Raw genomic sequence first — 18,584 nt, forward strand, 5'->3', positions numbered from 1 at the left:
CCCCGGAAAGTCGTGAGGGATCGACATGAAATTCAGCATCGAACGTGCCGCGCTGCTCAAGGCCGTATCGCAAGCGCAATCCGTTGTGGAACGCCGCAACACGATCCCGATCCTCGCCAATGTGTTGATCGAAGCTGAAGGCGACACGGTCCAATTCCGCGCCACTGACCTTGATATCGAGGTGGTCGACAAGGCTCCCGCGATGGTCGAGCGCGCCGGTGCCACCACCGTCTCGGCCGTGATGCTGCACGAGATCGTCCGCAAACTGCCCGATGGCGCGCTGGTCTCGATCTCTGACGATGCCGCGGCGGGCCGCCTGAACGTGCAGGCTGGCAAGTCGAGCTTCAACCTCGCCACGCTGCCGAAAGAAGACTTCCCGGTCATGGCGAGCTCGGAATATGTCGCCAATTTCGCCGCGAAAGCGGGCGTGCTGCGCCGCCTCTTCGACAAGTCGAAATTCGCCATCTCGACCGAGGAAACCCGCTATTACCTCAACGGCGTCTACATGCATGTCGCGACTGGCGAGGATGGCCAGGTCCTGCGCTGCGTGGCGACCGATGGTCACCGCCTCGCCCGCATCGACGCGGCCTTGCCCGACGGCGCGAATGGCATGCCCGGCGTGATCGTGCCGCGCAAGACCGTAAACGAGCTGCGTAAGCTGCTCGACGATGACGAACAGGAAATCGCCGTCTCGGTGTCGGAAACCAAGGTCCGTTTCGCCACCCCGGTGATCACGCTGACCTCGAAAGTCATCGACGGCACCTTCCCAGATTACACCCGCGTCATCCCGACCGGGAACACGCGCCAGCTTGAAGTCGATGCGACCGAATTCGCAAAGGCGGTGGATCGCGTGGCGACTGTCTCGTCCGAGCGTTCGCGTGCAGTGAAACTCGCGCTCGATGCCGACAAGCTGGTACTTTCGGTCAACGCGCCCGATGCCGGTGCCGCCGAGGAAGAACTGGTCGTGGCCTATGCCGACGAGCCGCTCGAGATCGGCTTCAACGCGAAATACCTGCTCGAAATCGCGAGCCAGGTTGATCGCGAGAATGCCGTCTTCCTGTTCAACTCCTCGGGCGATCCGACCCTGATGCGCGAAGGTGGCGACACCTCTGCTGTCTACGTGGTCATGCCGATGCGCGTGTGACGCAGGCTCCCAGCCGGACAATCTGATGCTGCGGAACCTCAAGATATTGCAGTTCCGCTCGCATCGCCGTGCCGAAATTGCCTTCGATGGACGGCCCGTGGCGATCTACGGGCCGAACGGGGCCGGCAAGACGAATATCCTGGAGGCGGTTTCTCTGCTTTCACCGGGGCGCGGCTTGCGCCGGGCGCAGGCCGATGAGCTGATGCGCCGTGCCGAGGCCGTGGGCTGGAAGCTCCAGGCGGCGACCGACACGCATGAGATCGAGACCTCCGCCTTGCCCGGTGAATCCCGTCGCGTCGAGATCGACGGAAAAGCCGCGCCGCAGATGGCACTGGCGCAAATCCTGCGGGTGCTCTGGCTCGTGCCCTCGATGGACCGGCTCTGGATCGAAGGGGCCGAGGGACGCAGGCGCTTTCTCGACCGGATGGTGATGAGCTTCACCCCGTCCCATGCCGAGGTCACGCTCGCCTATGAAAAGGCGATGCGCGAACGCAACCGACTTCTGAAAGACATGGTGCGCGATCCGAACTGGTATCATGCGCTGGAAGGTCAGATGGCCGAGGCGGGTGCCGCGATCCGGGCGAACCGGGCCGAGGCGCTGGCACGGATCATGCAGGCGCAGGCCGATGCGACCACGGCCTTCCCCGCCGCGCGGCTGGAGCTCGACAATGAGGGGCCCGACGATCTGGCCGCAGCGCTTGATGCGAACCGCGCACGCGACATGGCGGCGGGGCGCACGCTGGAAGGCCCCCATCGCGCCGACCTTCTGGCCACTTACGTCGAGAAGGACGCGCCCGCTGCGCAATGTTCCACCGGCGAGCAAAAAGCGCTTCTGATCTCGCTCATCCTCGCCAATGCGCGCGCGCTTGCGGGCGAGGATGTGGTGCTTTTGCTCGACGAGGTCGCGGCGCATCTGGACTCCGGCAGGCGCGCGGCGCTTTATGACGAAATCTGCGCGCTCGATGCCCAGGTGATGATGACCGGGACCGGGGCAGAGCTGTTCGACGCGCTAGGCCGGCGCGGTCAATATCTCGAGGTTGTCGAGGGGCCGCGGGGATCGCAGGTCGAGGAGGTCACGCCATGAGTTACCCCAAACAGCGCGTCACGCTGATCACGCTCGGCGTGGGAAATCTCGACCGGGCCAAAGCCTTTTACGCCGCGCTTGGCTGGCAGCCGCATGCGGAGCCGGAAGGCGTCGCATTCTACCAGCTGCACGGCATGGTGCTTGGCCTGTTCGGGCTGGATGATCTGGCGAAGGATCAGGGCCGTCCAGATGCGGCGCTCGGGACCGGGGCGATGACGCTGGCACAGAATTTCGACACGCCTGAGGATGTCGATGCCGCTTTTGCCGAAGCGCTGGCCGCCGGGGCAACGCCGCTGAAGGCGCCCGAAAAGGTCTTCTGGGGCGGATATTCCGGTTATTACGCCGATCCCGACGGCCATGTCTGGGAACTCGCCCACAACCCTTTCTGGCCATTGGCCGATGATGGAAGCCTGACCCTGCCATGACGCTCACCTTTGCGCAGATCGCCCTTTACTCCGGCGCGCTTCTCGTTCTGTTTCTGACCCCCGGCCCTGTCTGGCTCGCGCTACTGGCGCGCGCCATGTCGGGCGGGTTCGCCGCAGCCTGGCCGCTCGCGCTTGGCGTGACGGTGGGCGACATGATCTGGCCCGCACTTGCCATCCTTGGCGTCTCCTGGCTCGTGCAGGAATTCAGCTATTTCCTCGTCGTGCTGCGCTGGGTGGCGGTCGCGATGTTCATCGGCATGGGGATCCTGCTGATCCGCCACGCCGATCACAAGATCAGCTCCGACAGCCGCCTGACGCGCCCCGGCATGTGGGCCGGTTTCGTCGCCGGTCTCATCGTGATCATCGGCAACCCCAAGGCGATCCTGTTCTACATGGGGATTTTGCCGGGCTTCTTCCCGATCGCTACGATGACCTGGATCGACATCACGATCGTCAGCCTGATCTCGGCCATCATCCCCTTCACCGGTAACATCATCCTTTCGGCCTTTGTGGACCGGATCCGGACCTTCGTGCAAAGCCGCGGCAAGCTCGCACGGCTCAACCGGATCGCAGGCGGGCTGATGATCTTCGTAGGCCTCGTGATCGCCGTGACGTGAGCCCCCAAATCTTGTGTCCAAGGCGTGACATTGCCGCGCCCAGCCGATATAAAAACGGCAGCAAAGACAGGACGCGCAGGCATGACCGACGACACCCCGAAGAAGAACAATTACGGCGCCGAATCCATCAAGGTTCTCAAAGGCTTGGAAGCCGTGCGTAAACGGCCGGGCATGTATATCGGTGACACCGATGACGGCTCGGGCCTGCATCACATGGTCTACGAGGTCGTCGATAACGGGATCGACGAGGCTCTTGCGGGTCACGCGGACTACGTTCACGTGAAAATTCACGCCGACAGCTCGGTCTCGGTGCGCGATAACGGGCGCGGGATTCCGGTCGATATCCATGCCGAGGAAGGCGTGTCGGCAGCCGAAGTCATCATGACCCAGCTTCATGCGGGCGGGAAGTTCAACAACACCGACGATGACGGCAATGCCTACAAGGTTTCGGGCGGTCTGCACGGGGTCGGCGTCTCGGTGGTGAACGCGCTCTCGGACTGGCTGGAGCTGACCGTCTGGCGCGACGACAAGATCTACAAGGCCCGTTTCGAGCATGGCGAATGCGTCGAGCATGTCCATGTCGTCGGCGATGCGCCCGGCGAGAAGGGCACCGAGGTGCGCTTCCTGGCCTCCAACAAGGAGACCGACCCGGAGGGCACCTTCTCGAACCTCGAATACAGCTTCGCCACGCTCGAAAAGCGCCTGCGCGAACTCGCTTTCCTCAATTCCGGCGTCCGTATCATCATCGAGGACGAACGCCCCGCCGAGCCGGTGCACACCGAACTGCATTACGAAGGCGGCGTTCGGGAATTTGTGAAATATCTGGATCGTTCGAAAACCGCCGTCATGCCCGAGCCGATCTACATGGTCGGCGAGGTGCGCGGCATCGGCGTCGAAGTCGCGATGTGGTGGAATGACAGCTACCATGAATCGGTGCTGCCCTTCACCAACAACATCCCGCAGCGCGACGGTGGCACCCACCTCGCTGGCCTGCGCGCGGCGCTGACCCGCACGATCACGAAATACGCGCAGGAAAGCGGCATCGCTAAGCGCGAGAAAGTCGATTTCACCGGCGATGACGCGCGCGAAGGCTTGACCTGCGTGCTCTCGGTGAAAGTGCCGGATCCGAAATTCTCCAGCCAGACCAAGGACAAGCTGGTCTCCTCCGAGGTCCGCCCGGCCGTCGAGAACCTCGTGAACGAAAAGCTCGCCGAATGGTTCGAGGAAAACCCGAACGAGGCCAAGCAGATCGTCGGCAAGATCATTGAAGCCGCGCTCGCCCGTGAAGCCGCCCGCAAGGCCCGCGAACTGACACGCCGCAAGACTGCGATGGATGTGGCCTCACTGCCCGGCAAGCTCGCCGATTGTCAGGAAAAAGACCCCGCCCTCTCCGAAGTCTTCCTCGTCGAGGGTGACTCCGCCGGCGGCTCGGCCAAGCAGGGCCGCGAGCGCAAGAACCAAGCCGTGCTGCCGCTGCGCGGCAAGATCCTCAACGTGGAGCGTGCGCGCTTCGACCGGATGCTCAGCTCCGATCAGATCGGCACGCTGATCACCGCGCTCGGCACCGGGATCGGCCGCGACGAGTTCAACATCGACAAGCTGCGCTACCACAAGATCGTCATCATGACCGATGCCGACGTGGACGGTGCGCACATCCGCACGCTGCTCTTGACCTTCTTCTTCCGCCAGATGCCCGAGATCATCGAGCATGGTTATCTCTACATCGCCCAGCCGCCGCTCTACAAAGTCTCGCGCGGCAAGTCCGAGGTCTATCTGAAGGACCAGACCGCGCTGGAAGATTACCTGATCGACATGGGTGTCGAGGGGGCCATTCTGCGCCTCAACACCGGCGAGGAAATCAGCGGTCAGGATCTCAAGCGCGTGGTCGAAGAGGCTCGCCTGATCAAGCGCATCCTCGCCACTTTCCCGACCCATTACCCGCGTCATATCCTCGAACAGGCCGCGATCGCAGGCGCGATGCTGCCCGGCAAGATCGACGCCGACGCGCAGGGCGTGGCGAATGCCGTCGCGCAGCGTCTCGATCTCGTCGCTCTGGAATACGAGCGCGGCTGGCAGGGTCGCCCGACCCAGGATCATGGCATCCGCCTCGCCCGTGTGTTGCGCGGCGTGGAAGAGGTCCGCACGCTTGACGGCGCGGTGCTGCGCTCGGGCGAAGCCCGCCGCCTCGGTTCCCAGACCGAGGATCTTCGCGAGGTCTATGACCGCCCTGCAAAACTTGCCCGCAAGGAGCGCGAGATCCTGATCCATGGCCCGCTCGAACTGCTCGACGCGATCTTGCAGGAAGGCGAAAAGGGCCTCAGCCTTCAGCGCTACAAGGGTCTGGGCGAGATGAACCCCGAGCAGCTCTGGGAAACCACACTCGACCCTTCGGCGCGCACGCTTTTGCAGGTGCGCATCGAGGACGTGGCCGAGGCCGAAGACATCTTCTCGAAGCTGATGGGCGACGTGGTCGAACCGCGCCGCGAATTCATCCAGCAAAACGCACTGACGGTGGAAAACCTCGATTTCTGAGTCGGTGTAGGGCAGCACATAATGTTTCGCGCTGCCCGTAGACATCACCCTGACGGGATCAACGCCCTTTCGCCGCATGGGTGGTAAAGCCGCCCTCCGGGCGGAATTTGCAGATCGCGCGGCACTTCAACCGGTTGCGGCGAACAGGCGTTCGACGAATGTGATGGGCGTATGAGGCCAAACCCAGTGCCGCGCGCCTGTTCGAGATCTGCCTTTGCAGAGCCGCCTCAAAGCGTATCGCTATCGTGGATTGTGGCGAGAGAAACGGCCTCGGTCTATTTCAGAACCGAACCTTATTCAGCGCTGAGACGCCCATCGCGCAAATGGATCAGCCGGTCGAACCGGTCGAAGATCTTCTCGTCATGGGTCACGGTGAGGATGCAGGCTTCCTGTTCGACGGCGAGCTTGCGCAAGAGGTCCATCACGAGCTGAGCGCGCACGGAATCGAGCGCAGCCGTCGGCTCGTCGGCAAGGATGATCCGGGGTCGGTTCGCCAGAGCGCGCGCGATGGCGACGCGCTGTGCCTCTCCGCCCGACAGATGTGCAGGCTTTACCCCGGCGCGGTGTCCGACCTCGAGATAGTCCAGCAGTTCGCGCGCCCGCGTTTGCGCCGCCGCGGGTTTCCACCCTGCGAGATCGAGCACGACAGAGACGTTCTCCTCGGCGGTGAGGAAGGGCAAAAGGTTATGCGCCTGAAAGATGAAACCGATCTTGTCGAGCCGCAATTGGCGCAGGTTTCCGCGCAGCCAGCGGCCATCAAACACCGTCTCGCCATCGAGGACGAGCCGGCCTGCGGACGGATCGACGATGCAGCCGATGATGTTGAGCAGCGAGGTCTTGCCCGACCCCGAAGGGCCGAGCATCGCCACGACCTCACCTGCATGGATCTGCAAATCGACCGCGCGCAAAGCGTCGACACGCGTTTCGCCCTCGCCGTAATGTTTGGCCACACCCGACACATCGACGAGAAGATCACCAATCGCCATTTCAACCTCCCAGCGCCGTCGCGGGATCGACCTTGAGCGCGGCGCGGATGCCGAGCCCTGACGCCACGATGCAGACGCCGACGATGATCCCGGCGAGCACCAATGCGTTGGTCGGCTCCAGCACCACCCGCCGGGGGAAATTGTCTTTCACCAGCAAGATCAACGACAGCCCGATCGCCCAGCCGGAGGTGCCCAGGATCAGCGCCTGCTGAACGATGAGACCGAGGATGGTGCGATCCGGTGCGCCGATCAGCTTGAGCGTCGCGATCTGTTTCAGCTTCTCCATCGTCATTGTGTAGATGATCAGCGCGATCACCACTGCCGAAACGGTGAGCAGGATCCCCAGGAACAGCCCGATCTGTCGGCGCGCGCGATCGACGACCGAAGCGAGCAGGAGCTCTTCTTGCTGCGCTTGGGTCAGAGCGCCCAGATGTTTCCATTGCCGGATCGTCGCAGCCACCCGCGCGACATCTGCATCTGACTCGATCCGTGCGATGACTGCCGCGACATTGCTGGCGTCAGGCGAGGCCGCTCCACGGGCCGCGCGGACCCGCTCGGCTGCGGGATCGAGTTCGCTCTGTAGGGCCATCGCGTCGGAAAGCGTCATGAAAACTGCGGGATCACCACCGGAATTCATCGCGTCTTCCGTTAGCCCGACGACGGTAAACCGGTTGCGTCCAAGACGGATCGTGTCGCCCACTTCAAGCCCTGACTTTCGATCGGCCACCAATTCGTAATGACTGCGCCCAAGCCCACGCCCCTCGGTGACGGTGGACGGACCTCCGGGACGACCCCGTTCGTAACCGATGACATATAGCCGGAGCGTCTGCGTCCCGTGCTGCGCTTCGATGGTCTGGTAAGTGATCGCGCCCGCCTCGGCGATCCCCGGAAGACGCGCGACCGCATCGCGTGTCGCGGCAGGCAGCGAAGACGCCTCGGCAAAGGGCCCCTGCGTATTGGCCTCGACGACCCAGAGATCCGCGCGCGGCGCTTTCACCGCGGCCAGCGCATCCGAGACGAGACCGTTATAGATCCCGATCATCGCCAGCACGACAGTCATCAGCAACCCCAGCCCGAAGCAGGTCAGGATAAAGCGAAAGAGACTGTGCCGAATGTCCTTGAGCGCGAGGTTCATGCGCCCGCCCCGATGCGAACCTTGCGGCCTTCGACCGCATCTTTGGGAACTGGCGAGACGATTTTCGCCCCTTCCGGCAATCCGCCCGTCACTTCGGAGCGCCCCAGATCGTCGCGCGCACCGAACTCCAGGGTTGCCTGTGCCAGCGCCCCATCCTGCGCGATCCAGACCGTTCCCGACGCGCCATCAAAGCCGATGATATCGACCTCGGGCACCATCAAGGCCCGATCGCGATGACCAGTCGTGACCAGAGCCTCGGCCTGTTCGCCCAGATACATTTCGGCGGGGCAATCCGTGCAAGCGAGCCAGACCTTGCGCTCCTCGTTGACGCGGTCGCTTTCCAACCCGATCCGCACGATGTTGCCATGAAACTCTTGTTGCGGGCGCGAACGAAGACGGATGGCGCCCACCTGCCCCAGCGCAAGCTGGCCCGCGCGCTCCTCGTCGATATAGGTCTGAATCCAGATCGTCTGCGGATCGATCAGGCTGAAGATCGTGTCACCCGCCTTGACCACCGTGCCAGCCTCGGCCTTGCGCGCAATGATCAGGGCATCATAGGGCGCGGCCAGAACGTGCTTTTCGAGAAGCGTGCGGGCCGATTGCAGATTGGCGTCCGCCTCCGCCGCCTGAGCCCGCAGCACCATCAGTTCGGTTTCGGCCACAGCGAGATCGGCGCGCGCCACATCGAGATCGCGCTGGGTTTCCTCCGCGCTTTGCTTCGAGGCCCGGTCCGTTCGTGCAAGTTCCTGCTGGCGCGTATTGGCCGCCTCGCGTTGTGACAATACCGCTTGAGCGCGCGGCAGGGCCGCTTCCGCCTTCGCGAGCGCCGCGCGTGCCGCTTCCACCCCGGCCTCGGCTTGGGCCACGCGCGCCTGTTGTTCCTCGGGATGCAGACGCGCCAGTTCCTGCCCGGCCAGAACGCGATCGCCCGCATCTGCGGACAGGCTCTGCACGGCGCCACCCAGCTCGAAGCCAACCTCGCTCAGCACACGTGCCTCGACGGTTCCCAGACCATAGAGTCGCAAAGTGACATCGGTCTCCGGCGAGAGCACCTGCACCGGCAGCGGGCGATGGCGCATCACCCAGATCCCACCTGCCAGAGCAATTGCGGCAACCCCGACGACAAACCAGCTCTTGCGCATCTCTCAGCGATCCTTCCTGCATTCGAGGAGGCGCAGCTGCACATCGAGCAGCGCGAGCCCCGTCTCTTCCATTGATGTGGTGCGCGGCCCGAGCGCCCAGCGGATCGCGGCGCCCTGAACGAGCGAACTCAGCAGGTAGGCGATATCGCGCGGCCGGAGATCGGCCGCTATCCGGCCCTGTGACTGTGCGGCGGCGAGGTCTGCCGCGAGCGTTTCGTGAAACACGCCGAGGCGCTCTCGGAAAGCGCCGCGCAGAACCTCGTTCTCGGTGGTCAATTCCCGCGAGAACAGAAGCATCGGGATCGCGGGCGTGCGCGCGATCACCCCAAGCTGGGCAGCCACCAGCGCGTGCACCCGTTCCAGCGGATCCGAAACATCTTCAAGTGCTGCCTCCCAAGCCGTCGCCAGCGTGTCGGTGACATGTTCGGCGACCGCGCCCCAAAGCTCTGCCTTGGACGGAAAGTGCCGGAACAGAGCCGCCTGGGTCAGCCCGATCTGTTTCGCGACCGCATTCGTAGTCACGCGATCGGGGCCGATCTGGTCGGCCATCTCGAGAACGGTCGAGACGATTTCGGCTTTTCTCAAACCTGCTGACTTCCGCATCGGACACCTTTAGTAAGTTATCACTTACTTACTAAATGCAGCATCCCAAGACGTCAATGGGGGCTTCGAACAGGTCGCCGCCCCGGTTACTTCCGTGACAAATACTTTCGGAATCTTCGGGGTAAGAGGCAGCCTTGTTGAGACCTCAGGCGCCGACAAGGCCGCGTGCATCCTCGAACCACTCGTCAATCGCCTCGAGGGAGAAAGGAAGGCGGCAACCATATCCACCCGTGAACGCGTCGAAGGCCGCTTCATTCAGGCCGTTGATCCCAACGAGGACAGGAATGCCCTGCAAGATAGCTTCGGCAATCACAGGCCGAAACCCGCGCCCCTCCGCCTCCATCTTGCCGAACTTGTTGACGACGAGCAGATCGGCCCCGCCCGCGAGACTGCGCGACACTGCGGCGACAGAGGCTTCGAGCGCCGCCGGATCAAGACGACATCCGCGCGATCCTCTCCCCAGAGCCTGCGAAATAGCCAGTACCGGGCCGTCCGGAAGAACCTGGATATCCATATCGCAGGCATGGCTTTTGGGTCGATCAATATTGACCTGCACAACGCCACGCACACGAAGCCCGCGCGCAAGCGCCTGCCGGGCAAATCGCGCCATCAGGAAGTCTGCGTCGCCCCGCCCGGGGCTTTGGATAGCGGCGATAGGAAACATCTCGTGTCCTTTCCGTTCAATCATCTGTCCACATTCAGCGCGGCTCATCTTCACCGAAGACACTCGCGCGCGTGATTGTGCAGTCGAGGTCGGCGAGCACGCCATCCTTGAGACCATAGATCAATCCATGAACCTTGACCGGCTTCCCTGCGGCCCAGGCTCGCTGGAGAATTGGCGTCTCCGCGATCCGGCGCACCCCCTCGACCACGTTGAGTTCGGCCAGACGGTCGCGCCTCGCCTCGATATCGGGCAACTGCGCAAGATCAATCGCATAGGCGCGCGCGAGCCGGCGGATCGGCTCGAGCCAATGGTCCGTCAGGCCGCCCAGCATCTCCTCGGTCGCCGCTTTGACACCGCCGCAGCCGTAATGACCGCACACGATAATCTCGCGAATACCGAGGCTTTCGACGGCGAATTCGAGCGCACTCAGCAAGTTCATGTCCGAGGAATGCACGACATTGGCGACATTGCGATGGACGAAGACTTCGCCGGGGTCGAGCCCGGCCACCACATTTGCCGGAACGCGGCTGTCGGCGCAGCCCACCCAGAAAAACTCCGGGTTCTGCCGGGTGGCGAGACGGGCGAAGTAGCCCGGCTCCTCCGCCTTGCGGTGTTCCGACCAAGTGCGGTTGCGCGTGAAGAGATCGCTCAGCATCGCTTTCGTTCCTACGCCGCCAGATCGACCCCGGAGATCTCGGCACGCGCGGCAAGCTCTGCCACATAGGCGCGCACTGCACGCGTCCAGGCCGCCTTCTCCATCGCCTCAGAAATGCGCGGACGCACGGTCTCGTATGGAAGGGGCGCGCCTTCGGCGACCGCATCGAGACGGATCACATGCCAGCCGAAGCGACTGAGAACGGGCTCCGCGGTGATCTCTCCTTCACCAAGCGCACGCAGGACCCTCTCGAACTCGGGAACGGTGTCGCCCGGACCGAGTTGGCCGAGGAAGCCACCCTCGCCCCGCGAGGAGCAATCACTGTTTTCCTTGGCCAGACGCGCGAAGCTCTTGGGCTTTTCGACGGCCTCCGTCGCCAGGGCACGCGCGCGGGTCTCAGCCGCCCCGCGTTGCGCCTCGTCGCGCGGATCGCAAGCGATCAGGATATGCGCCGCTTCCCAAAGGGGCGGGGCGCGGAACCGCGTGGGATCACGCTCCCATTCGGCACGGATCGCGTCCTCGGAGGGCGGCGTCACCTCGACGGCATCTTCGAGAAGCGCACGGATCAAAGCCTCGTCATCGGTCTCGATCTGCCCCGGAGCGACCTCCTGAGGGTCGGCGTCAATCGCGCGTCGTTCCGCTTCTTGCAGAAGCAGCGCGCGAACCGCGAGCGCATTGGCCGCCTTGCGCCAGGCGATACCGGGTTTGTCACTCGGACCGTTATGATGCTGGGCTTCCGCGGCTATTGCCGCGGAAGGGATCTTCTGGCCGTTCACGACCACATCGGGAAAGAGCGGTTTCGTCATCGCACTCACTCCGCCGCACGGACCGACTTGGCCGCCTTGAGACGCGCCTTGGCGACATCCGCATCGCTGCGCGACGGCAGCGGTGCATTCCGACGCGAACGGACGATCTGGTAGCCCGGGCGCAGGAAGAGATACCGCAGCGGAGCGAAGATTCCCGAAGCGATATGGACAAGCCGCGTGAAGGGCGTCAGCAGGAAGATCGTGAGCCCGAGCACGATATGGAGCTTGAAGACAAGCGCCGCGCCCGCGACATAGTCCGCAGCGCCCGGCTGGAAGGTCCAGATCATCTGCGCCCAGGTCATGAACTTGACCATCTCGTGACCGTCGGAGTGCTGCCAGCTCACCGGAACCGTCCCGAGGCCGAGCAGAAGCTGTACCAGCAGGAGCACGAGGATCGCGATATCGGCAAAGCTCGACGTCAGCCGGATACGCTGGTCGGTCCAGCGGCGATAGAGCAGCATCCCGCCGCCGATCGTCGCCATCACGCCCGCGATCCCGCCCGCCACGATTGCGAGGATCTGTTTGGCGCCATGGCTGACATGGAGCATGTCGAAGACCCAGATTGGCGTCAGAAGGCCGACGACATGGCCCGCGAAGATCACCAGAACGCCGACGTGGAACAGGATCGACGCGATGGCGAAATGGCGCGTTCGCAGCAACTGGCTCGACGAGGTTTTCCAGGTGAAGGGATCGCGATCGTAACGTGCGATCGAACCCAGGAAGAGCACGGAAAGTGCGATGTAGGGGTAGATGCCAAAGAGAAACGTATTCATCTGAGCCTCCGTCATTCCGCCGCGGTTTTCGCGTGGCGCAGTTTGGGCGGATCCATCTGCGCGAGCATGTCGCGCACCTGCGGACAGCCTGCATTCGGGTCAGGACCGAAGGTGACCTCGGTTTCTTCCCAGATCTTGTCGATCTCCTCGAGATCGTCGGGGGACGGATCAGGTCGCGCGAGGATCTCGGCCACGGCCTCCTCGTCAGCCACCTCACCCGACATTTGCACGAGCGCCGCGAAGATCGCCGCGTAGGCGCTCTCGCGCTTGCCCAGCCGCTCGCCGATCGCAGCGAGGATATGGGCCGCATCGGCGAGCATGTCGCGTGCTTCCTCGGCCGGACGAGTCGCGAGGAACTCGAGCAGCACGGGAAGGTGGTCGGGCAGTTCGCTCGTGGCCGGCTCGAAACCGGCCGCACGATAGGTTTCGAGCAGGTCGACCATGGCGCCGCCACGATCACGGCTTTCTCCATGGACATGTTCGAAGAGGTTCAGCGACAGGCTGCGCGAGCGGTCGAAGAGCATCACGTAGTCCTCTTCGAGCGCGTAGATGTCACGCGCGCCGAGCTCTTCGATCAGCGGGCGCAGGTCTCGCCGCGCTGCCGCCGTGAGCCGCGTCTCGGAGGCGAGAACGCCCCCGATCTCCGGCATTGCCTGTTGCAACTCCTGCGTCGGATAGCTCAGCAGGACCGAGAAGGCCTTGAGCGTGCGATCATTGAGTTGACGGTCCATCACTGCACCTCCTGCGGCATCTTGAGCGGACGTTTGGAGCCCCCGAAGAGCGAGCCCTTCGAGATCCCGGTCGAGCAGCCGTTGCAATCGGTGAACCCGGTGCCAACGCGTAGATCGTAAGCGTCCTCGACCTGTTCGCGATGGGTTGTCGGGATCACGAAACGGTCCTCGTAATCGGCCAGCGCCATGATCTTGTACATGTCTTCGATCACCCGGCCCGAGAGACCGACACGCGCGGCGATCCCCTCGTCGCGAACCCCGTCGACGGTCTTGGCGCGCATGTAGGAACGCATCGCAAGCATCCGCTCGAGCGCGGTCGCGATCGGGGCCTCGTCACCGGCGGTCAGCATGTTGGCGAGGTAGCGCAGCGGGATACGCAGGCTCTTCACGTCCGGCATCGCGCCGTCCATGCCGATCGCGCCCGCTTCGGCGGCGTTCTGGATCGGCGAGAGCGGCGGGATATACCAGACCATCGGCAGCGTGCGGTATTCGGGATGCAGCGGGAAAGCGACCTTCCACTCCATCGCCATTTTCCAGATCGGGCTTTGCTGCGCCGACTTGATCCACTCTTCCGGAACGCCGTCGGCGCGCGCGGCCTCGATCACGACCGGATCGTTGGGGTCGAGGAATACGTCGAGCTGCGCATCATAGAGCTTCTGCTCGGACGGCACGTTCGCGGCCTCCTCGATCTTGTCGGCATCGTAGAGCATAACACCCAGATACCGGATCCGGCCCACGCAGGTTTCCGAACACACGGTCGGGTTTCCGCTTTCAATCCGCGGATAGCACAAGGTGCACTTCTCGGATTTGCCGGTCGACCAGTTGTAATAGACCTTCTTGTAGGGACAGCCCGAGACGCACATCCGCCAACCGCGGCATTTGTCCTGGTCGATCAGGACGATGCCGTCCTCCTCGCGCTTGTAGATCGCGCCCGAGGGGCAGGAGGCCGCGCAAGCCGGGTTGAGGCAATGCTCGCACAGGCGCGGCAGATACATCATGAAGGTGTTCTCGTATTCCCCGTAGATCTCCTTCTGGACGCCTTCGAAGTTGTAATCCTTCGAGCGTTTCGAGAATTCGCCGCCCAGGATTTCCTCCCAGTTCGGCCCCTTCTCGATCTTCTCGATCCGCTCGCCGGTGATCTTGGAGCGCGGGCGGGCGGTCGGGAAAGCCGTCATCTCCGGCGCGTTGGCGAGATGCTCGTAGTCGAAATCGAACGGCTCATAGTAGTCGTCGATCGCGGGCAGATCGGGGTTGGCGAAGATATTCGCCACGATCCGCCATTTCGAACCCTGCCGCGGGATCAGCTTGCCGGAACGGGTGCGTTTCCAGCCACCGTTCCAGCGTTTCTGATTTTCCCAGTCGGTCGGATAGCCGGTGCCGGGCTTGGTCTCGACGTTGTTGAACCAGGCGTATTCGACACCGTCGCGGCTGGTCCAGACGTTCTTGCAGGTCACGGAGCAGGTGTGACACCCGATGCATTTGTCGAGGTTCAGCACCATGCCGATTTGTGCGCGGACTCTCATTCTGCTGCCTCCTGGGTAGCGGGCTCATCGAGCCAGTCGATCTTCTTCATCTTGCGGACCACGACGAATTCGTCCCGGTTCGCACCGACGGTGCCGTAGTAGTTGAAACCGTAGGCGAGTTGAGCGTAGCCGCCGATCATATGCGTGGGCTTGAGCGTGGCGCGGGTCACCGAGTTGTGGATCCCTCCGCGCAGGCCCGTCTTCTGGGAGCCCGGCGTGTTCACGATCTTCTCCTGCGCGTGATACATGAAGATCGTGCCTTCCTTCATCCGCTGCGAGACGACCGCCCGCGCGGTCAGCGCGCCGTTGACGTTGTAGGCCTCAACCCAGTCGTTATCTTCGATCCCGGCTTTCTTCGCGTCGGTCTCCGAAATCCAGACCACCGGCCCGCCGCGGTTCAGCGTGAGCATCAGCAGGTTGTCGGTATAGGTGGAGTGGATGCCCCACTTCTGGTGCGGAGTGATGAAGTTCAGCACGACATGCTTGTCGTCGCCGGCGAGCACATCTTGCGTCACGGTCTTCAGGTCGACCGGCGGGCGATAGGACACGAAGCCCTCGCCGAAAGCGCGCATCCAGAGGTGATCCTGATAGAGCTGCTGACGACCCGATAGGGTGCGCCACGGGATCAGCTCATGCACGTTCGTGTAGCCGGCGTTGTAGCAGACTTCCTCGCTCTCGATACCCGACCAGGTCGGGGACGAGATGATCTTGCGCGGTTGCGCGGCGATATCGCGGAAGCGGATCTTCGTGTGCTCCTGCCCTTCGGCAAGGTGCTTGTGCCCGCGGCCGGTGGGTTTCTCGAGCGCCCCCCAAGCCTTGACCGCAACCTCGCCGTTGGTTTCAGGCGCGAGCATCAGGATCACCTCGGTTGCATCGATATCGGTATCGATTTTCGGGCAACCTTTGGCGGGACCATCCTCCCATTCGCCATTGAGTTTGCGAAGCGCTTCGACCTCGTGCTTGGTATCCCAGCCGATCCCCTTGCCGCCATTGCCCAGCTTGTCCATCAGCGGACCAAGCGCCACGTACCGATCGTAGATCGCGCCGTAGTCGCGCTCGACCGTCACGTAGTTGGGCGCGGTCTTGCCCGGGATCAGGTCGCATTCGCCCTTCTTCCAATCGCGCACCTCTGGCTGAGCCAATTCGCCCGCCGTGTCGTGCAGGATCGGCGCCTGGACAATGTCGGTTTCCTTGCCGAGAACCTCCGGTGAAACCTCCTGGAATTTCTTGGCGATCGCCTTGAAGATCTCCCAGTCGGACTTCGACTCGTAAGCAGGGTCCACAGCCGCTTGAAGCGGGTGAATGAACGGGTGCATGTCCGAGGTGTTGAGGTCGTTCTTTTCATACCAGGACGCGGTCGGCAGAACGACGTCGGAATAGACCGCGGTCGTCGACATACGGAAGTCGATGCAAACGAGCAGGTCGAGTTTGCCTTCCGGCGCCTTGTCGTGCCAGACCGCCTCCTTCGGCTTCGCCCGACCTTCCTCGCCAAGATCCTTGCCGAGAATCCCGCTGTCGGTGCCGAGCAGGTGACGAATGAAGTATTCGTGCCCCTTGCCCGACGAACCCAGAAGATTCGAACGCCACACATAGAGATTGCGCATCCAGTTTTCCGGGGCGTCAGGGTCCTCGCAGGACATCTGCAGCTCACCGGACTTCAGCTTTTCGGCCACGTAATCCTTGGGATCCATGCCGGCAGCCTTGGCGGCCTTGGTGACCTCGAGCGGGTTCGTCTTGAGTTGCGGAGCCGACGGCAGCCACCCCATCCGTTCAGCGCGGATGTTGTAGTCGATCAGCGAGATGTCCCAGTCACCCTTCGGCGCGGTGGGCGAAAGGATCTCGCTCACGCCGAGCGTCTCGTAGCGCCACTGGTCGGTATGGGCGTAGAAGGCCGAAGTTCCGTTCATCTGCCGCGGCGGGCGCGACCAGTCGAGACCGAAAGCCAGAGGCAGCCAGCCGGTTTGCGGGCGAAGCTTTTCCTGTCCCACGTAGTGGCTCCAGCCACCGCCTTCCTGACCGACGCAACCGCACATCACCAGCAGGTTGATGATACCGCGGTAGTTCATGTCCATGTGATACCAGTGGTTCAGACCGGCCCCGAGGATCACCATGGACTTGCCATGCGTCTTCTCGGCATTGGTCGCGAACTCACGGGCCACGGCGATGATCTTGTCGGCCGACACGCCGGTGATCTTCTCCGCCCAGGCGGGGGTGTAGGGCAGGTCATCGTCGAAATTGTGGCTCACCCAGTCGCCGCCCAGCCCCCGGTCGAGACCGTAATTGGCGCAGAGCAGGTCGAACACGGTAGCGACCATGCCTTCGCGGCCATCGGCGAGCGTGACCTTTTTCACCGGCACGTTGCGAGTGAGCACATCGGGATGCTGGCACTTGACGAAATTCTCGGTGGCAGCGCCGCCGAAATAGGGGAAATCGACCCCGACCACGTCATCGTGGTCCTCTTCCATCACCTGGCTCAGGCGCAGCCGCGTCTCCTTTGCACCGGCGCGGTCCTCGAGGTTCCATTTGCCATCTTCGCCCCAGCGGAAGCCGATCGACCCATTGGGTACGACCAAATTGCCGGAGGTTTCGTCATGGGCGACGGTCTTCCAGTCGGGGTTGTTCGCCTCACCCAGCGCGCCGTCGAGATCGGAGGCGCGCAGCATCTTTCCGGGAACGTGACGCCCGTCTTGCTCGTCGAGCAGCACCAGCATCGGCATGTCGGAGTAGCGCCGCGCGTAATCCTCGAAATACTCGGCCTGTCGGTCGAGGTGGTACTCGCGCAGGATCACATGCCCCATCGCCATGGCGAGCGCACTGTCGGTGCCCTGCTTCGGGTTGAGCCAGATGTCACCGAACTTGGAGGCTTCCGAGTAGTCGGGGCAGATCACGGCAGACTTGGTGCCGCGATAGCGGGCCTCGGTATAGAAATGGGCGTCCGGCGTGCGGGTTTGCGGCACGTTCGAGCCCCAGATCAGCAGATAGCCCGCGTTATACCAATCGGCGGATTCCGGGACGTCGGTCTGCTCGCCCCAGGTCTGCGGCGAGGCAGGCGGAAGATCGCAATACCAGTCATAGAAGGACAGACAGGTGCCTCCCAGAAGCGAGAGGTAGCGCGCACCGGCAGCGTAACTGACCATCGACATCGCCGGGATCGGCGAGAAGCCGAAGACGCGATCGGGCCCGTAGGTCTTCGCAGTATAGGCATTGGCGGTCGCTGCGATCTCGGTCGCCTCGTCCCAGCTCGCGCGCACAAAACCGCCCTTCCCGCGGGCCTTGGTGTATTCGGCGCGCAGCAGAGGATCGCTCTGGATGGCGGTCCATGCCGCGATTGGCGACTTGGTCTTGCGCATCTCGCGCCACATTTTCAGCAGCTTGCCGCGTACCATCGGATATTTCATCCGCGCTGCGGAATAGAGATACCAGCTATAGGAAGCGCCTCGAGCGCAGCCGCGCGGCTCGTGATTGGGCAATCCCGGCCGGGTGCGCGGATAATCGGTCTGCTGCGTCTCCCAGGTCACGATCCCGGATTTCACGTAGATCTTCCAGCTGCACGACCCGGTGCAGTTCACGCCGTGGGTCGAACGCACGATCTTGTCGTGGCGCCAGCGGGAGCGATAGGTGTCTTCCCATTTGCGGTCCTCGCGGGTCACTTGCCCGTGGCCATTCGAGAACTGCTCCAATTCCTTCGATTGCAGGAAGTTAAGTCTGTCGAGCAAGTGGCTCATGTCGCGTCTCCTTGCGGAAATGGGTTAGAGGCGCGCGCC

Annotated in this window: 16 protein-coding genes; 5 read left to right on the top strand and 11 right to left on the bottom strand. The window is 63.2% G+C overall.

The annotated features are described in order from the left end of the window. Positions 1-25 precede the first annotated feature (25 nt). The 5 genes from dnaN to gyrB all read left to right on the top strand — a co-directional run bounded on the left by dnaN (position 26) and on the right by gyrB (position 5,802). A complete protein-coding gene (gene dnaN / locus BMI90_RS04235; protein WP_078526317.1) occupies positions 26-1,144 on the top strand; it encodes a DNA polymerase III subunit beta in 1,119 nt (372 codons plus the stop codon). 25 nt (positions 1,145-1,169) lie between these two features. Further along, the gene (gene recF, locus BMI90_RS04240) at positions 1,170-2,228 is read left to right on the top strand and encodes a DNA replication/repair protein RecF (RefSeq protein WP_078526319.1); all 1,059 of its coding nucleotides are present in this window, start codon (positions 1,170-1,172) and stop codon (positions 2,226-2,228) included. Beyond that, entirely contained in the window at positions 2,225-2,653 is a 429-nt protein-coding gene (locus BMI90_RS04245; RefSeq protein WP_078526321.1) for a VOC family protein, read from the top strand. Before recF ends, BMI90_RS04245 begins: the two co-directional genes overlap by 4 nt. Beyond that, positions 2,650-3,270 (top strand): LysE family translocator, encoded by a 621-nt coding sequence (locus BMI90_RS04250; protein ID WP_078526323.1) that lies wholly within the window; start codon positions 2,650-2,652, stop codon positions 3,268-3,270. The genes BMI90_RS04245 and BMI90_RS04250 overlap by 4 nt, the downstream gene beginning before the upstream one ends. Positions 3,271-3,351: 81 nt before the next feature. Further along, a complete protein-coding gene (gene gyrB, locus BMI90_RS04255; RefSeq protein WP_078526325.1) occupies positions 3,352-5,802 on the top strand; it encodes a DNA topoisomerase (ATP-hydrolyzing) subunit B in 2,451 nt (816 codons plus the stop codon). A gap of 293 nt (positions 5,803-6,095) precedes the next feature. Here the strand turns inward: gyrB and BMI90_RS04260 are convergent, their stop codons facing one another. The 11 genes from BMI90_RS04260 to BMI90_RS04310 form a co-directional block, all read right to left on the bottom strand. Further along, entirely contained in the window at positions 6,096-6,788 is a 693-nt protein-coding gene (locus tag BMI90_RS04260) for an ABC transporter ATP-binding protein (RefSeq protein ID WP_078526327.1), read from the bottom strand. 1 nt (position 6,789) lies between these two features. Next, positions 6,790-7,923, bottom strand: coding sequence for an ABC transporter permease (locus BMI90_RS04265; protein WP_078526329.1), 1,134 nt, complete (start codon positions 7,921-7,923; stop codon positions 6,790-6,792). Further along, complete coding sequence (locus tag BMI90_RS04270; RefSeq protein WP_078526331.1) at positions 7,920-9,065, bottom strand: efflux RND transporter periplasmic adaptor subunit; 1,146 nt, start codon at positions 9,063-9,065, stop codon at positions 7,920-7,922. Before BMI90_RS04270 ends, BMI90_RS04265 begins: the two co-directional genes overlap by 4 nt. Positions 9,066-9,068: 3 nt before the next feature. After that, positions 9,069-9,650 (bottom strand): TetR family transcriptional regulator, encoded by a 582-nt coding sequence (locus tag BMI90_RS04275; RefSeq protein WP_246831483.1) that lies wholly within the window; start codon positions 9,648-9,650, stop codon positions 9,069-9,071. Positions 9,651-9,813: 163 nt separating this feature from the next. After that, entirely contained in the window at positions 9,814-10,356 is a 543-nt protein-coding gene (locus tag BMI90_RS04280) for a DUF2478 domain-containing protein (RefSeq protein ID WP_078526335.1), read from the bottom strand. A 10-nt stretch (positions 10,357-10,366) separates the two neighbouring features. Continuing rightward, positions 10,367-10,987 carry a carbonic anhydrase gene (locus BMI90_RS04285; protein WP_078526337.1) on the bottom strand — a complete coding sequence of 207 codons (621 nt, stop codon included), beginning with the start codon at positions 10,985-10,987 and terminating at the stop codon, positions 10,367-10,369. 11 nt (positions 10,988-10,998) lie between these two features. Next, positions 10,999-11,793, bottom strand: a complete 795-nt coding sequence (locus BMI90_RS04290) for a peptidylprolyl isomerase (protein ID WP_078526339.1) — start codon at positions 11,791-11,793, stop codon at positions 10,999-11,001. A gap of 5 nt (positions 11,794-11,798) precedes the next feature. Then, the gene (narI, locus tag BMI90_RS04295; protein WP_078526341.1) at positions 11,799-12,566 is read right to left on the bottom strand and encodes a respiratory nitrate reductase subunit gamma; all 768 of its coding nucleotides are present in this window, start codon (positions 12,564-12,566) and stop codon (positions 11,799-11,801) included. A gap of 11 nt (positions 12,567-12,577) precedes the next feature. Continuing rightward, positions 12,578-13,297, bottom strand: coding sequence for a nitrate reductase molybdenum cofactor assembly chaperone (gene narJ, locus BMI90_RS04300; protein ID WP_078526343.1), 720 nt, complete (start codon positions 13,295-13,297; stop codon positions 12,578-12,580). Continuing rightward, a complete protein-coding gene (narH, locus tag BMI90_RS04305) occupies positions 13,297-14,820 on the bottom strand; it encodes a nitrate reductase subunit beta (RefSeq protein WP_078526345.1) in 1,524 nt (507 codons plus the stop codon). Before narH ends, narJ begins: the two co-directional genes overlap by 1 nt. Further along, positions 14,817-18,545: a nitrate reductase subunit alpha gene (locus BMI90_RS04310; RefSeq protein ID WP_078526347.1), complete on the bottom strand. Its 3,729-nt coding sequence runs from the start codon at positions 18,543-18,545 to the stop codon at positions 14,817-14,819. The genes narH and BMI90_RS04310 overlap by 4 nt, the downstream gene beginning before the upstream one ends. Between the last annotated feature and the right edge of the window lie 39 nt (positions 18,546-18,584).

Origin of the sequence: Thioclava sp. L04-15 (assembly GCF_002020275.1) — a bacterium.
GTDB classification, from domain to species: Bacteria; Pseudomonadota; Alphaproteobacteria; order Rhodobacterales; family Rhodobacteraceae; genus Thioclava; species Thioclava marina.

Bases quoted from the DNA above. Each gene is read 5' to 3' on its own strand.
- dnaN (WP_078526317.1), top strand. From the start codon at position 26: ATGAAATTCAGCATCGAACGTGCCGCGCTGCTCAAGGCCGTATCGCAA.
- recF (WP_078526319.1), top strand. From the start codon at position 1,170: ATGCTGCGGAACCTCAAGATATTGCAGTTCCGCTCGCATCGCCGTGCC.
- BMI90_RS04245 (WP_078526321.1), top strand. From the start codon at position 2,225: ATGAGTTACCCCAAACAGCGCGTCACGCTGATCACGCTCGGCGTGGGA.
- BMI90_RS04250 (WP_078526323.1), top strand. From the start codon at position 2,650: ATGACGCTCACCTTTGCGCAGATCGCCCTTTACTCCGGCGCGCTTCTC.
- gyrB (WP_078526325.1), top strand. From the start codon at position 3,352: ATGACCGACGACACCCCGAAGAAGAACAATTACGGCGCCGAATCCATC.
- BMI90_RS04260 (WP_078526327.1), bottom strand. From the start codon at position 6,788: ATGGCGATTGGTGATCTTCTCGTCGATGTGTCGGGTGTGGCCAAACAT.
- BMI90_RS04265 (WP_078526329.1), bottom strand. From the start codon at position 7,923: ATGAACCTCGCGCTCAAGGACATTCGGCACAGTCTCTTTCGCTTTATC.
- BMI90_RS04270 (WP_078526331.1), bottom strand. From the start codon at position 9,065: ATGCGCAAGAGCTGGTTTGTCGTCGGGGTTGCCGCAATTGCTCTGGCA.
- BMI90_RS04280 (WP_078526335.1), bottom strand. From the start codon at position 10,356: ATGATTGAACGGAAAGGACACGAGATGTTTCCTATCGCCGCTATCCAA.
- BMI90_RS04285 (WP_078526337.1), bottom strand. From the start codon at position 10,987: ATGCTGAGCGATCTCTTCACGCGCAACCGCACTTGGTCGGAACACCGC.
- BMI90_RS04290 (WP_078526339.1), bottom strand. From the start codon at position 11,793: ATGACGAAACCGCTCTTTCCCGATGTGGTCGTGAACGGCCAGAAGATC.
- narI (WP_078526341.1), bottom strand. From the start codon at position 12,566: ATGAATACGTTTCTCTTTGGCATCTACCCCTACATCGCACTTTCCGTG.
- narJ (WP_078526343.1), bottom strand. From the start codon at position 13,297: ATGGACCGTCAACTCAATGATCGCACGCTCAAGGCCTTCTCGGTCCTG.
- narH (WP_078526345.1), bottom strand. From the start codon at position 14,820: ATGAGAGTCCGCGCACAAATCGGCATGGTGCTGAACCTCGACAAATGC.
- BMI90_RS04310 (WP_078526347.1), bottom strand. From the start codon at position 18,545: ATGAGCCACTTGCTCGACAGACTTAACTTCCTGCAATCGAAGGAATTG.